Source organism: Frondihabitans sp. VKM Ac-2883 (assembly GCF_015350875.1).
Classification (GTDB): Bacteria; Actinomycetota; Actinomycetes; order Actinomycetales; family Microbacteriaceae; genus Frondihabitans.
Window position 1 is genome coordinate 1 of record NZ_JADKSF010000016.1, and the last position, 13981, is coordinate 13981.

The 13981-nt window shown below is 62.4% G+C and carries 15 protein-coding genes; 7 read left to right on the plus strand and 8 right to left on the minus strand.

Features of this window, described 5'->3' with window-relative positions; translation table 11 throughout:
* Nucleotides 1–255: 255 nt before the first annotated feature.
* Nucleotides 256–873 (minus strand): TetR family transcriptional regulator C-terminal domain-containing protein, encoded by a 618-nt coding sequence (locus ITJ49_RS17230; RefSeq protein WP_194606770.1) that lies wholly within the window; start codon nt 871–873, stop codon nt 256–258.
* Nucleotides 874–1153: 280 nt separating this feature from the next.
* Between ITJ49_RS17230 and ITJ49_RS17235 the strand changes: the two genes are divergently transcribed.
* Nucleotides 1154–1414, plus strand: a complete 261-nt coding sequence (locus ITJ49_RS17235; protein WP_194606771.1) for a hypothetical protein — start codon at nt 1154–1156, stop codon at nt 1412–1414.
* A 323-nt stretch (nt 1415–1737) separates the two neighbouring features.
* Here ITJ49_RS17235 and ITJ49_RS17240 read toward each other — a convergent pair whose 3' ends face one another.
* The 4 genes from ITJ49_RS17240 to ITJ49_RS17255 form a co-directional block, all read right to left on the minus strand.
* Nucleotides 1738–2205, minus strand: a complete 468-nt coding sequence (locus ITJ49_RS17240) for a MarR family winged helix-turn-helix transcriptional regulator (protein ID WP_194606772.1) — start codon at nt 2203–2205, stop codon at nt 1738–1740.
* Nucleotides 2206–2251: 46 nt separating this feature from the next.
* Nucleotides 2252–3145 carry a LamG domain-containing protein gene (locus tag ITJ49_RS17245; RefSeq protein ID WP_370544594.1) on the minus strand — a complete coding sequence of 298 codons (894 nt, stop codon included), beginning with the start codon at nt 3143–3145 and terminating at the stop codon, nt 2252–2254.
* Nucleotides 3142–4092 carry a signal peptidase I gene (locus ITJ49_RS17250; protein WP_370544595.1) on the minus strand — a complete coding sequence of 317 codons (951 nt, stop codon included), beginning with the start codon at nt 4090–4092 and terminating at the stop codon, nt 3142–3144. The genes ITJ49_RS17245 and ITJ49_RS17250 overlap by 4 nt, the downstream gene beginning before the upstream one ends.
* Nucleotides 4093–4173: 81 nt before the next feature.
* On the minus strand, nt 4174–4821 hold the full coding sequence (locus tag ITJ49_RS17255) for a hypothetical protein (protein ID WP_194606775.1): 648 nt from the start codon (nt 4819–4821) through the stop codon (nt 4174–4176).
* Between the two features lie 242 nt (nt 4822–5063).
* Here ITJ49_RS17255 and ITJ49_RS17260 point away from each other — a divergent pair, with 242 nt between their 5' ends.
* The 4 genes from ITJ49_RS17260 to ITJ49_RS17275 all read left to right on the plus strand — a co-directional run bounded on the left by ITJ49_RS17260 (nt 5064) and on the right by ITJ49_RS17275 (nt 8417).
* Nucleotides 5064–5573 carry a MarR family winged helix-turn-helix transcriptional regulator gene (locus ITJ49_RS17260; RefSeq protein ID WP_194606776.1) on the plus strand — a complete coding sequence of 170 codons (510 nt, stop codon included), beginning with the start codon at nt 5064–5066 and terminating at the stop codon, nt 5571–5573.
* 146 nt (nt 5574–5719) lie between these two features.
* Entirely contained in the window at nt 5720–5980 is a 261-nt protein-coding gene (locus ITJ49_RS17265; RefSeq protein ID WP_194606777.1) for a hypothetical protein, read from the plus strand.
* A gap of 371 nt (nt 5981–6351) precedes the next feature.
* Nucleotides 6352–7050 (plus strand): TetR/AcrR family transcriptional regulator, encoded by a 699-nt coding sequence (locus ITJ49_RS17270; RefSeq protein ID WP_194606778.1) that lies wholly within the window; start codon nt 6352–6354, stop codon nt 7048–7050.
* Between the two features lie 743 nt (nt 7051–7793).
* Nucleotides 7794–8417, plus strand: coding sequence for a recombinase family protein (locus tag ITJ49_RS17275; protein ID WP_370544596.1), 624 nt, complete (start codon nt 7794–7796; stop codon nt 8415–8417).
* A gap of 529 nt (nt 8418–8946) precedes the next feature.
* Here the strand turns inward: ITJ49_RS17275 and ITJ49_RS17280 are convergent.
* The 3 genes from ITJ49_RS17280 to ITJ49_RS17290 all read right to left on the minus strand — a co-directional run bounded on the left by ITJ49_RS17280 (nt 8947) and on the right by ITJ49_RS17290 (nt 11449).
* Nucleotides 8947–9627 (minus strand): hypothetical protein, encoded by a 681-nt coding sequence (locus tag ITJ49_RS17280; protein ID WP_194606780.1) that lies wholly within the window; start codon nt 9625–9627, stop codon nt 8947–8949.
* A gap of 259 nt (nt 9628–9886) precedes the next feature.
* The gene (locus tag ITJ49_RS17285) at nt 9887–10390 is read right to left on the minus strand and encodes a MarR family winged helix-turn-helix transcriptional regulator (RefSeq protein ID WP_194606781.1); all 504 of its coding nucleotides are present in this window, start codon (nt 10388–10390) and stop codon (nt 9887–9889) included.
* Nucleotides 10391–10609: 219 nt separating this feature from the next.
* Entirely contained in the window at nt 10610–11449 is an 840-nt protein-coding gene (locus ITJ49_RS17290) for an endo alpha-1,4 polygalactosaminidase (RefSeq protein ID WP_228514676.1), read from the minus strand.
* 660 nt (nt 11450–12109) lie between these two features.
* Here ITJ49_RS17290 and ITJ49_RS17295 point away from each other — a divergent pair.
* Together ITJ49_RS17295 and ITJ49_RS18345 are read left to right on the plus strand one after the other, a co-directional pair.
* Nucleotides 12110–12604: a MarR family winged helix-turn-helix transcriptional regulator gene (locus tag ITJ49_RS17295; RefSeq protein ID WP_194606782.1), complete on the plus strand. Its 495-nt coding sequence runs from the start codon at nt 12110–12112 to the stop codon at nt 12602–12604.
* A 1198-nt stretch (nt 12605–13802) separates the two neighbouring features.
* The coding region (locus ITJ49_RS18345) for a MarR family transcriptional regulator (protein ID WP_194606783.1) at nt 13803–13981 on the plus strand (179 nt) is incomplete at its 3' end.

The window sequence follows — 13981 nt, forward strand, 5'->3', positions numbered from 1 at the left end:
GGCCGAATCGTCGCCCGCTACTCTCGAATCAACGAGCGGTGCATCGACCGGTCGAGGCCACCAAAGTTTTTTGAGACATCTCAGATCGCGGTTCACCCGCCCAGAACATGCCTGAAAAGCCAGGGGTCGTCGTGTCTCGAGATGTCGTTCCCGCAGCTCGATGGCCCGGCATGGTCACCCCGGACTTCATAAGACAGGGATACATTAGTACTCGTCAGAGGCGTTCGTGCCGGCAGCACCAAATCCTCGGAGTTCCTAATCTCGGGGTGAGGTGGCGGGAACAGTGCAGGTCGGGTCAAGGGCGGCGCGGATGAATGCCTTGACCATGGCAGCTCTTCTGGTCGGGGTGCTGTGTGCCACGAGTGCGTAAATGCTGAGGCTGTCGATCAGGGCGACGAACAGTTCTGCGACCAAATGCGGGTCACGGGTTCTGAATTCTCCGTTGGTCACGCCTGCGGTGATGATGCTGGCCACGAGTTCGACCCACAGGGTTGTGCTTTCTCGTGCCACTTTCGCAACGGCGGGGTTTCGGCGTCCTACACTCCACCCGTCTGCCCAGAGCCAGCCTTCCCTGGTGTGTTCCCCGGTGAAGAGGTCATCGGTCAGGTACTGCAGAGCTGCCCGAGCGGTGGTGAGAGTTTCCACATGGGCGCATGCTGCAGCGAGTTCGTCGGCGGCAATGTCCCGGAACATGCGCGCTGCTAGCGCTGGCATTGAGGGTTCCTGCTGAGCGACAACGGCCGGCTCAAGACCAGTCTGGGCCACGACACGACGCAAAGTCACCGCAGGCAGGCCCGCGTCTAACGCGATCGCCTTGGCGGCCTTGTCGATACGACCGGCCACCGGCAGGGTCGGTTCTTCGTTGATACGCACGCCTTGACCAAACGGACCCGTGTCGACTTCGACTAGAACCCCAACCGGGTGCCCATCAGCTCACACACACTCCCCCGGACGCGTCCTCGTTCCGAGTGATGCACCCAGCATGGGCAGAAATGCCACACCCCACCTGGGCGCCTTGCCGCGCTCTCCGAAAGCAGCTCGAGCTTGCGGCGCTATCCGCCTAGGACGCCCGCATCCGACCATGACAGTGGAGCGTCGTGGACACCCAGTAGTGGGGCAGGCCCCGGGCAAGGCAACCTCCTAGCATGTGGGGATGGATCAGAAACCGACGGGTCTCCCTCACCAGGAACCCACCGCCACCGCCACCCCACACCCCCAGCCTGACACGGAAGATCCTTCTCCTGGGGCGCTGGGATTGGAGCAGCATCTGGCGACGCTGGTCACGCTTCTAGGCGGACATATCCTCGGCGCCACCGGGTGGCAACAGACCCTCACCTCCTGGTCCAATAACCCCCACATCCGGTTCGAGGACATAGAAGCCGATCTTCTGCGGCTACTCGCCTGCGACAATTAGATCGGCAACGCTCCCCCGAGAGTTTCCCTTCCAGACTCATCCTGAGCGTGGCTGTCAAGATGACCACGACCTGTTGCGCACTCCTCTGTTCGGTTACGGTTGTGATGCCGGGGGGTGGTACCCCAGGCGAAGGCCCGCCCCATGTGGATGCTTCTGATCTGGCGCCCGTGAAGCGTGGCCGCGGGGTCTCCCGCCCGGGCAGGAGACCCCGCACTCACCAGTTCCGGTCCTGCGGCGCGAGAATCTTTTGTGCTTGGCCGGAGACCGCCCACCCTGCCAAGTGATACCTCGAGTCCTGCGAGTCCCCCACGTCCGTCTAAGGCTTACTTGACAGGACGGTGAGGTGTGAGGGCGTCGCCGAGGGCGCGGAGGGTTTTGGAGGCGGTGCGGAGGGCGGGGCCGGTGAATACCCCATCGAATGCGTTCTGGTAAGCGTTTCGGACGTGTTGAACGGCTGCGATTCCGGTGTCGGTGAGGTGGAGGGTTTGGCTGCGCCGGTCCGTGGGGTGGGGACGTCGTTCGACGTGTCCCATTCTCTCGAGCCTGTCGACCATCGCGGTGATCGATCCCGTCGTGTGTTCGAGGAGAGTCGCGAGGTCCCGTGGGGAGACGTTCTCGGTGCGGAACAAATACAGCAGCACACGGAGGTCCGCCGGGCGGAGTCCCAAATCGGCGGATAGGTGGGTGCTCATCCGTAGGTTTTGTGCCTGGAGGTGCTGATAGGCGCCGAGGAGCGCGAGGAGGTCGGCTTCGTTGACGTCGACCGGGGTGCGGGCAGAAGTAGTGTTCATGGTTTGGTCCTGATCCGGGCGGGCCGTCAGTGGGGTGGGGTTGTGGCTATTGTCCGGCGGCGTAGTGGTTGCTGATCTGCTGTGCGGTGAGGGCGGTGGAGTACACGGCGGCGTACCGCATCTGTCCGGTGAAGTAGTAGTTGCTGGCGGTGCCCGGCCAACCGGAGATGGTGTCGTAGCCGATACGGAAGTACCCGGTCGCGTTCTCCGGGGCGGTGTAATTCACGTTTGATGCCACCAGGGTCCCATCGACGTAGAGGCGCATGCCACTGGAGGCGGACATGGTCGAGGCAACGTGATGCCATTTTCCGTCGTTGTACGCGAGCGGCGAGGTGACCACCTGCACGGTCGAGCTGTAGGTGCCGAAGACGAGCTTTCCTGACGTGTTGAGGTAAATCTGTCGGTCGTGCTGGCCAGAAGAGCTCACCTGGTTGCTGCCGAAACCGATCAGCAGGCCGCCCGCGACGGTGGTTTTGAACCAGACCTCTTCGCTGAACGTGGTCGGGTTCGCGTACGACGTCGGCGTGGAGACGAAGCTGCTGCTGCCGTTGAGCACGTAAGCGCTGCCGGTGTCTCTTGAGCACGCAATCGGGGTGGCCGTGCTGGTCGTCATCGTGCCCTGGTAGGTGCCGTTGGCCGAATTGCCATCACTGTCAACGGCCGTTGTCGACCCGGATGCTTCATTGAGGTAGTACTGGAACAGGGCACTGGATTTATCGGCGGCTTCCGCATTGGTGCACTTGAAGTACTGGGCCGTTGCTGCAGTGTTGCTGCTGTTGCTGATCTTCGCGGTGAACCCGGCGATTGCGAACGGGGTCGCACCCGAGACCGCCCACACTGCAGCCACTGTGAGAGCGGCAACACCGACCACCAAGAACCCGAGGCGGACCCGCGACGGGCGTACCCGACGGCCGTTGGTGTGACTCGGCCTGCCGGTCACGCGGCGGTCTCTTCTTTGGGAGGGAGTCCCACGGTCATCGTCCACAGCAACGGCAGGGAGCATACCCCGATCAGGATGACCCAGCCCCAGAACCCCAGGTGCAGGCCGGTGGACAGGCTGTAGAACGCCTGATGCGCCGACGCGGGGACAGTCACATGTCCAACCTGCCCGGTAAGAAGATCCGCGTGGGTCCCGTGGACCGCCTGGACCCGGATGGGGAGAAGGCCGGTGGAGACAACGGTGGCGCCGGGGTGACCGCCGGTCGTGGTGACTTGCTCCACAACGACCCCGGTGAATGGCTTCAGCACGAACGCCGCGACGGAGACCGCAAGAGACATCCCGGAGATCCGGTAGGCGCTTCTCCGGGTGGCGTTCCGTACCCGGGAAGTGGCAAAAAATACGATGACGATGCCGAGGAGCACGATCGGCAGGCCTCGGATGAGCCAGCCGATACCGGGAAGGATCGTGGTCGCTTTTCCGACGAGGTTCTGGTTTGTCAGCTGCCAAGGGTCGGTGGCCCCGTTGATGTCGCCTCGGGTGGTGAGGAGACCGGCCTTGCTGATCTTGATGATCCGGTGTGTGTACGTCTCGCCGGTGTCAGTGGGCGGGTGAAACGCGACCACATCCCCGACATGCAGGTCGGCCACTGTGGTGGGGGTGGTGAGAACGAGACTGCCGACGGGGGCAGCAGTCCCCATCGACGGGGTCTTGACGATAAACCAAGACCCGCCGTGGAGGTGAAACAGCAACGCGGCAGCCACCAACGTCGTTGCCACTACTGCCACCAACGCTGAGAGAACCGTGACTAGGACGCTTCGTCGAAGCCGCGGAGTGATCCGCTCGAGGCCAATCGACTGGGGTGCCAGCGTGGTCGACGTCGTGTCGGGACGGACCACCGTCGACGCGAGTGCTACGTCGTGCGGGGTGGTGTCTCGAGTGTCCGTCACAGCGATGAGTCCGTTTCATAAAGGAGGGGCAGGGGCTCCGATTCGGCGGAGCCCCTGCCCGTGAGGTGGGGTTATTCGGGTTTAGCTGGCGTAGTTCCAGACGAGGGGCAGCGATGCCTGCAGGCCCTGGTACGTGTTGCCGGCGGAGGAGGCGAGGGTTACGGCGAAGCTGAAGCCGGTGGTGCCACCGGCGGCGACGGCGGGGAGGGTGTAGGCCGACGAGCCGGCGAGAGCGGCGAGCGTGCCCGAGTAGACGACCGTGTTCGCGGTGGTGTTGGTGATGACGACGGAGAGCTTCGCGCAGAGGTCGGTGGCGGTGCCGTTGGCAGCGCCCGAGTTCGACTGGGCGCAGGTGGCGCCGGGGGTGAGGGTGAAGGTGCTCGCGGCGACGGTGCCGGTGTTCTTGATGGTGACGGGCGTGGTGACCGTCTGGCCGGGGATCATCGTGGTCGATCCGCCGAACTTGTTGATCGTGGCGCAGGTGGCGGTGTTGTTCGAGACCGAGCCGCCGTCGGTGGAGGTGCAGGTGACCGTCGCGCCGGAGTTCTGCTCCTGCATGGTCAGGGCGCCGGTGGCAGCGGTGTTGTTCGAGTTGGTGATCTGCGCGGCGAAGCCCGACAGGGTGCCCGTCATGGTGACCGAGAGGAGGACGGCGGCGAGAACGCCGGTCGCCAGAGCGATCGGGGCGAAGCGAATCCGCTTGGCCTTGACGGGGGTGAGGTTCGACACGAAGTGGGCTCCTGAAGTAAATGAGGGAGAAGAAGAAAGGACTGGTGACTTGTTCGACTATCGGTCGGCTTTGCCGTCTTGTAAGTCGTTTATCAGGTGGTTTTGCAGTGCGTTAGGTCAATTGTGGGTTAGTTTGATGAGTGAGCAAAGTCCCCATTTAGGGGGCCTATCCCGAATCGTGTCCGCGTCCTTACCCTGACTATGCGGCCACGGATGGCCCACCCGAACCAGAGAGAGCACGGATGACCTCGACAACCCGAACCTTCGCACCTGCCCCTACGGACCCGGCCGAGATTTTGGCTGCCGTGGAAGCGCTCAGCGCCGCCCTTGTAGAGATAGATGCCTCCCATCGACGGATCCGGCACCGCCTCGCCCACGACCTCGGCTTCTCCACCGGCGAATTGACAGCTATCTTCCTCATCGGCAGCACCGAAAACTGCACCCCGAAACACCTCGCCGCAGAGCTTGACCTTTCAACCGGTGCCATCACCGCGATGGTGGACCGGCTCGACAAGGCAGGACACGTGGAACGGATCGCCCACCCCACCGACCGGCGAAGCCAACTACTCACCCTCACCTTCCGTGGTGAAGAAGCCATGGACAGCATCATGGGTCTCTACAACTCCGCTATCGAAGACGTCGTCAAGAACTCCCCCTGCGTGTTCGATGCCGGCCTGATCGACTGCCTCCGCCACGCCGCGAACGCTATCGACACCGCCGCGACCAGGGCCGGGACCGGGATCGCCGAGTAAGTCTGTGCGGACGGTCCACCTGCCAGGCACTAGGGCGATCGAGAAGCGTGCATCCCCGATTCGAATGAAAGAGCAAACCGCCTGATGCGGTTCTCCGAATGACCGCTGACGGTTGCAGGCCAGCGACTGACCAAGGGGGGCACGTCATGACGATCACCGTCTGGGACACGGTATTACCGACGAAACAGGGCGAGGCCAAAAGGGTTCAGCTCGGTTCGTGCATGCTTGAACTCACGGTTATTTCGGATCACGTGTGGACGATCACCGAACACATCAGGGCCACCAGCATCAACCATGGCCGGCTCGTGTTTCACGGGCATCACTACACGGCCGCCGTTCCCGGCGGGGCACCGATCGCGGCAGCGCGGTGGGAGCAAGCGCTCCGGCTGCACCTCGGCATCCGATGACCCCTGGCCAGAGAATGAGAAGAGGCTCCCGGTCACAGACCGGGAGCCTCTAAGACATTCCCGTGGTTGCGGGTGCGTTGGAATCAGCAAGGCACCCGGGAACGTCCCTCCCACTCCTACCAGCTGTCCCAAGGATGACAAAGCCGGAACAAGCGTATGAAGCTCCCACTGCGGTGAGGCCCTCCTGCCAGGAGACCCCACGTTCAGTGGTTCGCGCTTCATGCCAGATCCCCATCCGACACGCGTCAATCGAACCGCGAACGCAGGTCCCGCGCAACCTTCTGGGATGTCCCAGAACAGGTGCCAGCAGGAGTGCCTGCGCCCTGAACTGGGCCTACAACCACCACCCCTTGGTTCATTAGCGTGACGGCATGCCCGATACGTCAGCCTCGCCCGCGTTTACTGCTCCCCAAGTCGAAGTGCCGGCAACAGGTTCATTCCCCGGACCGGTTTCCGTGCTGCAAACAACTGACACCAAATCGCGTCTCCAGGTCATCCAGGGCGCCATCACCGTATTCCGGCGGTTCGCATTCCACGAAGCCACGTTCGACCTCGTCGCTACCGCAGCGCAAGTCACCGTGCAGGAAGTCACGGCCCGGTTCCCCACCTGGGATGATCTGCTGATCGCGACGATCGACTACTGGAACGGGCAACGGATGCGCCTCATCCTGCCCGTCGCGGAACGCTCCGGCGCGGCCGCGTTTCTTCGCGGGATCGTTCAAGCGAACATCGACGACCCGGCCCTCATGCGATTACTGTCCGCGACAGTGAACGTCGCCGCCACCCCGGAACACCCGATGGCGTCATTCCTCCACGAGGAATACCACCGATTCCACCTCATGGTCGCCCACCAACTCGCCGCCGACATCCGAGCCGGGAGGGAACCGTCCACTATGGAACCGGCCCGCGGCGCCGAGCAACTCATCGCCCTCTACGAAGGTCTGCAATTACAGTCAATGGTCCGGCCCACGATGAACCTCCTCGAAGCCTACGACCGGGCCGTGACCCGCATGCGGGCCGGGTGGAACCGCGAATACGTCGCCCCCGTCTGGGACCTCAGCGGCCACTAGCGCCCAGGCCCTCGTCCGCTTTCACGACTATGCGGCGGAGCTGGCCTGCAGATTCGACGCGTTTCGGGTCTGGCACGACGGCCAGCCACCTCAAGACGTGTGGGCCATCACGGTGGGTTTGCGTCGTATCCGGCAACATGCACCTCGCCTTACCCCTGGACACGTCCCACTTGAAGGAAAGCCCAGTGTCCTGCGACACCTTCGCAATCCGGGTAGAAGGTTGTCGCAGGACTCTGCGGGTTTTCCCTCAACAGTGAGGCGCTGGCTTCTGACATGGCGAAGAACACACCAGTTTCGGGCGGGGGTGTTCCCTCGGGACCTGAAGGCCCATCCCAGAAGCACCCTCAACGTACGACTCCCCCACCCCCACCCGTCGACCCCCGTTCTGGGGATAGCCACCGACACACGTTTTTGCAGACCACGCATCGCGGGAAGACATGCGGCCGACGAATTGAATTGTCTTGATACCGACGGACTCGTGGCCCGGGCTTGCCGAACTGGACTACGTTTGGCGCCACTCCGGTCGAGAGATCCTCCTGAACCCCACGGGGTCGGCTCGAGATGGGGTGGCGCGGTTCGGGTCTGTTCCACCCCATCAACACCGCCGCAGGCCGAACGAAACTTACCCACGGCAGGAGAGCGCGCGTTGGGGTATACCTCAACACCCCACATGGTAAAGACCCAAACCGCGTCGCAATAGAGTCCAAATCCCTACTTTTGCGGCATAGGTGTGGGGTCTAGACGTGACGCCCCACAAAACACAGACCGTTGCTTACGTCCGAGTGTCGTCGACCGACCAGAACCTCCATCGTCAGCTCGAGGCCATCGGCCCGGTCGATCGGGTGTTCGAGGAGAAACTGTCCGGCGGGTCCCGCACCGACCGGACTGCTTTGGCGAAGTGCATTCGGTACGTCCGAGATGGTGATGTTGTCCGGGTTGCTTCCATGGACCGGCTCGCCAGATCGTTACGGGACCTTCGGGACATTGTCGACGAGGTTGCCGGGAAAGGCGCCACCGTCGCGTTCGTCAAGGAACAGCAAACTTACGGCCGTGATGCCGAGGATGCGATGGGGCAATTGATGTTGAACCTGCTTGGTGCATTTGCCGAGTTCGAGAGGTCTCTCATCCGGGAGCGGCAAGCAGAAGGGATTCGGATCGTGAAAGACTCCGGCAGGTACCTCGGCCGGGCGAAGAAGCTCACCCCAGACCAAGTCACCGAGGCACGTGAGCTCGTCGCGACAGGGGTGCCGAAAACGGTCGTGGCGCGAAAGCTTGGTGTCGACAGGGCCACGTTGTACCGAGCCCTGGTAGGAACACCATCTCCGACACAAGCCCTCGAGGATCCTGCCCAAGCCGCGCCTCATTAGAGGCTGCCGGCCATTCCTGGCTGACCTTGCGGCGTCTCAGGACTGCGTCTCTATTAGAGAGGGGCTGTTCGTCGTCCCTCCTCGGTCGAGGAGGGCTGCGAGCGGTTCTGCCCTGCGCGTCGTTGCGCGGGGCAGAACCGGTGCCGGGGGGGGGTGTTCATCGGCCACCCATTTGCAGGACGGCCGGACAGGCCCCAAGCCAGACACTGCGAATAAATCCGTTGGACTCATCCACTCCCGTCAGCTAACCCGCAACCACCGACACGAACGTGTCCTCCGCGTTTTATCGTTGTGATGCCCAGCCTAAACGACTGCACTATAAACGACTGGCACTCCTGCCGGACTGCCGAAAGCCCACCGCACCTAAAGGTGTGGTGGGCTCCCATCGGGCGCCCGGAGGTATCCACTCTCCGAGCTGATCTCATCCTCTATGCGAGAGGACAAGACTCTCCCGTGCCCGCCTTCGGGAGCGAGCACGCATAAGGGGAAGAGCCCACCTCACATCGTGCGGTGGGCTCTTCCCAGGGTGTTACTTAGTGATCTGGGCGCTGATGGTAGCAACACCGACGAGGAGGTCGGCCTTCACGGCGTCGGTCTTGAACGTGGAGTTCAGCAGCTTCGCAGCCGTTCCCGACACGTGGACGGTGGTGCCAGTGAGGACACCGTTCTTACCGTCCATGGTGAGGGGCTTCAGCGTGCCGCCGTGAAGGGAGAAGATGTAGGCCTGCTCGGCTGCGACCTTGCCATTGACGAGGACGTCACCGTAAAGCTTCGAGTTACCCGGGTTGACCGTCAGATCCTCAAGGGTGACCGTGGTCGAACCGGCCTTCAGGGTCAGACCGGACCCGGTGTGCTGGAGGATGCCCTGCACGTAGGGACGGTAGTCGCCCTTCGGGTTCCAGTACGCCAGCGAGCCGCCCGTAATGGGGAACGAGATGTCCGTGCCGGAAAGCTTCGCGTTGCCGGAGGTGCCGGGGGTGAGCTTCAGGCTCTTCAGCGCAGCGAGGAAGTTGCTGTCGAGGGCAACGGAAGTGTCGCCACCGAAGACCTCGGGAACCGCGGCGAGGGGCGCGGGGACCGTCGAGGACGATGCGGCGAGGTGCACGTTCGAGGTGGGGGCGGCGTTCGCGGCTACACCGGCGCCGACGACACCGGTCACGAGAAGGCCAGCGGCGGCGAAGCTGATTCCAGCTTTGGAGATCTTACGCATAACTAAATCCTTTGATGGGTGTTGCTTGGATGAATCCGGGACACCCGGTAGATGTTCCAAGGGCGTTTGCCCGATGCCAGGTGTTCGCCACCCCACCCCGAAAGGGATTGGTCGCTCTCACGAGCGTTACCCGTTCGTGACACGATCAGCGTTCAGCGATGGCGGGCGCCTGAAAGACCGTCGGGCAAAGGCCCAACTCTGAACACGTGTGTTGCGGAGCTCCTGCGATGACCCTTCTGGTCGGCCCGCCGGTACGCATTCAGGTACTAGCGGCAAACCCGCTGCGATTTAGAGAGTCTGTGACCGCAGTGAGAAGCACAATCAATCGCTTCCGCTCCCGCAACGAGAGGCCCGCCAGAAGAATTCGGAGATCCATGCGGGAGCCCCCGAGGGCATCGGCAAATGCCGTGGCTGCCTTGGGGGTCAACTGCAACAGCTTGCTGCGGCCGTCCCTCGGATTCTCGGTGCGAGTCACTAAGCCTCGCTCCATAAGACAAGCCACAATGATCGTGCCCGCACCGTTCGTCACACCAAGCACACGGGCCACGTCAAGAACACGAACGGGCTGACCAAGGTGCTCCAAGCGCGCCAGGTACTCCAACGCCACCATCTCGTTAGCCCTAAGGTCAAAAAGATCCCGCAGTCGCCAGCGAAGGAGGGCCTCCGCCGTTTGCAAAGCCGACATTGCCTCCACAAGAGGGAAGAGGGCAGCTGCCTCTTCAGAATTGTTTGTCACACCAGAGAGTAAATCCACGACTGCCATGATCAACCTTCGCCGTCAGGGAGTGCGAGCAATAAAGACCACTCGCTAAGCGCCGGTCATCGCCCCCCGATGCGCGACACCGCGGGGCGCAGGCCGCCTGAGACCAAACTGTTCCGCCGCGCATAATCCAGTCGCCCAGCCCCGTACTCGGTGGATCAAACGCATCGGTGTCGAACAGCGCGCCCCGACCGGGGCGCGCTGTTCAAGAGGCCTTTGACGTCAGCAGTATTCGTACCGGTAGGCCGAATCGCCACTAGGGACCACGTCTCGGTCACGGAGGATGACGGAGATGGTTTTCCCTTGCGTTGCACACGCAGCCGTGTATGCGCTCCGGGCATTGTCCGTGTACTCAATCTCGATGACGTTGTTCCCGTACACGCTCGTGTAGGCGTCGCATTCGGTATTGAATTGGCACTCTTCCGCGATGGCGAAATCGAACTTGACTGTGTTCTTTCCTGCGGAATCGAGCTCAGTCGTGTTCTTCTGAGCGATCGCAAGACCATCGGCATGCGCGCGGGTGGTCAATAGGGTGGCGTATGCCACCGCGTTTGCCTTGGTCAATTTCCCGCTTGACCTCGTCCACGAGTCCAGGTTGTCCGGTTCGACAGCTTGGTACCCCTTTGATTGACAACCATCAATCCACTCGTTGATGATGCCGGCAATACTGGTCCGCTTTGACGCAGTTGACGTGTCCAGAAGGTACTCCCCCGGCCAGTCGGGGTCTTCGACATAGCTGCCGTTACTGTTTTTCAGTAGCAAATCCGAATGAGACCCGGTCCAGAAGGTTTTCTCGCCCGGCTGGGTTTGGAACGCGTTGACGTAGCAAATGTTGTACTTGCCCGACACCGGGTTCGCCGACCGATCCCGGTCAACAATCGACACCGTCGACGACGGTGTGTATGCCCCGCCGATCTGGTAATCGAATTGACCATTCACCGGCGGCAACACCGGCGTCGCGGCCTGCGCCGCCATTCCCGTGGAGGCAACACCAATCAACGCCGTAACAACGGCAGTAGTGGCAAGCATTGTCTTGGTGCGACGTAATCGAAGAGCGCGCATGCGCAATTCCCATCTACAGGTACCCCGCCTCGAGCTGGTCTCTGGCGATCAGTACCGGATTTGCCCACAAAATGTGGTTTACCGGCCGGGCTCCCCGTAACGAGCACACCATATGAGACCTTCACTTTCCCCGCAAGACAGAACCGTCTACGTCGCCAAAGTGGTCACCACAAGTGCTCAGACCCACGACTCACCACAGCACTCAACCCAGGGGTTCGGTGTCGGGTCCAGTGTCACCACGGCCCTCTGCCACCCACCGCGCCAGGCAACCTCGAGCGCAAAACGACTTCGTATTGTCGCCTCGAGCATCCGAACAAGCACACAACAGCCATCCGGATACTGGCCCCCTACCGAGATTCGAGCAGTGCCCTCGCAAATCAAAGCCGGCTTAGGGCTACGAACCCCCAGAGAGGACCCACTTGTGGGGACATCGGCACCACTTGACCCGTGGCGGCTGATTTTTAAAGTATCCGAGGTGACACTCACTGTGGCAAACCTCGGCATCGCACACCGGGCCCGGCCCCGCCTCGAAAACACGCACCTCGAAGCCCCATCCACCTTGTTTATTTCATTCCCCCTTTTGGGGAATGACAGCAGGGACCCGTGGTGGTTGAGTCAGGGTGAAGCGGACCATGGATGGTCCCAGATACGGAGTACCTGATGACCACGACGGTCAACACCACACCCAACCCCAAAACCACGCTCGAGCCCTCACCTCCCGAGCCGGACGCCAACCCCATCGCGACTATTCGCAGTGCTCTCTTCGCGTTCGACCACGCGCACCGCGTCTTTCTCGATACTGCCGCCCACCAGCTCGGGGTGGGAACAACGGACCTTGACGCTCTCCTGCAACTCGCGGAAGACGAACCGGTCACCCCAGGTCAGCTTCGCGCCCACCTGCAGCTCACCACCGGCGCGATCACCGCCGTCACCGACCGGCTAGACGCCGCCGGCTATCTCACCCGTCTGCAACACCCCACCGACCGACGCAGCCTGCTCCTCGTCCTCACCCCAACCGGCCGGAACGCTGTCCACGATGTCCTTACCCGGTATGACGCTCTCATCACCAGGCTTCCTGACGGAGCCATGACACACAAGTACCTAAAGAGCCTGGCCGACGTCGTTCTCCAAGCCAGCAGCGACGACTTCAGCTAGGGCCTCTGCCGGCGGTCCGGGTTCGCGAGTACGGGTGGGACGACACGGGGAAAATCACCCACCCCTGGATCTCTCCTCGGATAAGGATGGGCCTACTAATCCAGGGGGCAGTGTGGAACCGATCGACCTTGACGACGCGCCACTGCCCCACGCCAGCGGGCAACACACCCTCATCCGGCTAAACGGCCGCGTCTTCCAACTCCGGAGCACCCGGGCGGGCGTGTGGGAGACCACCGAAACACTCGGCAGCATCCTCATCGGCCACGGACACCTCCACGCCACCGGCACCACCTATCAAATCGTTACTCCCACCGGCCGGGGGTCGAAACATCCCCGGTGGCAGCATGCCGTGAGGGAACATCTCACCGTCCGCAAAGACCTCAAACGGTAGAAGCCAACCCCACCCGGAACCCGATCCTTCGCAACCCTGGCACGGAGAGGGAATGGCCAAGTGATGCGGCCATCATGGCTGGGCGGCGCGGAGCCGCCCCGTTCTGGGGCATGACGACACTACCAAGATACTGTTTTATGAAGACACTCCATTACGGAGAATCTCGATCGTCAACGCATTTGCCCATGGAGGCACCATCGTGGTTATTGCCCTCGTCAGCATCGTTTTCCTACTCGCAGCCACGACAAGCACGCTGGTTCTTGCACGCCGAAACGCGACCACCGGGCCGGTCCAGGACAGCGACGAAAGGCTTCGGGCTCTTCGCGAAGCTCACCGCCGTTCTCTCCAGGCCCGCTAACTCTTATGGCCCGATCAGTCCCGCCCATCCTGTGGGCGTCCCGGTGCATCGACGCCGCAGGTTTTGCCCTGCTCCTGACGGGGGCGGCTTCTGCCGTCAACGGCGAGGCAGGCGGCGTCATCCTTCTCGCCGCCGGCCTTCTCGTATGGCCGACGGAATGGGCCACCAAAATGCTCCGAAGACGAATGGCGTCGACTTCGTCACGCCTCGCTCCTCGACCGGTCGAGCCGTCCACCGTCACACCTAGCTCGCTTGTCCGAAAGAGCGTCTAAACCTCCTCGGGTTGATAGCTGACGACCGTTGAAGGAACATCAAGCTGCGTGGAAGGATTAAACATGACTGGCCACCCCGATGACTCCATTGAGGCAGTTGCTCCGCTGTCCCAAACATTGCACCGTCTAGACGAAGCTCATGGACGGTTTCGGAGCCATGTCGCGAGGAGCCTTGCGATGACGCCGGTCGAGCTCACCGCCCTGCTGGTGATCGCCATCACCCCAAACATCAGCCCGAGCAGCCTCGCTGCCGACCTCTCCACCTCGGACGGAAACACAACGGCGCTCATCGACGGCCTGGAAGACGCTGGCCTGCTGCACCGCGTCCCCAGCAGCACCCAACCCCACCTCGTCAC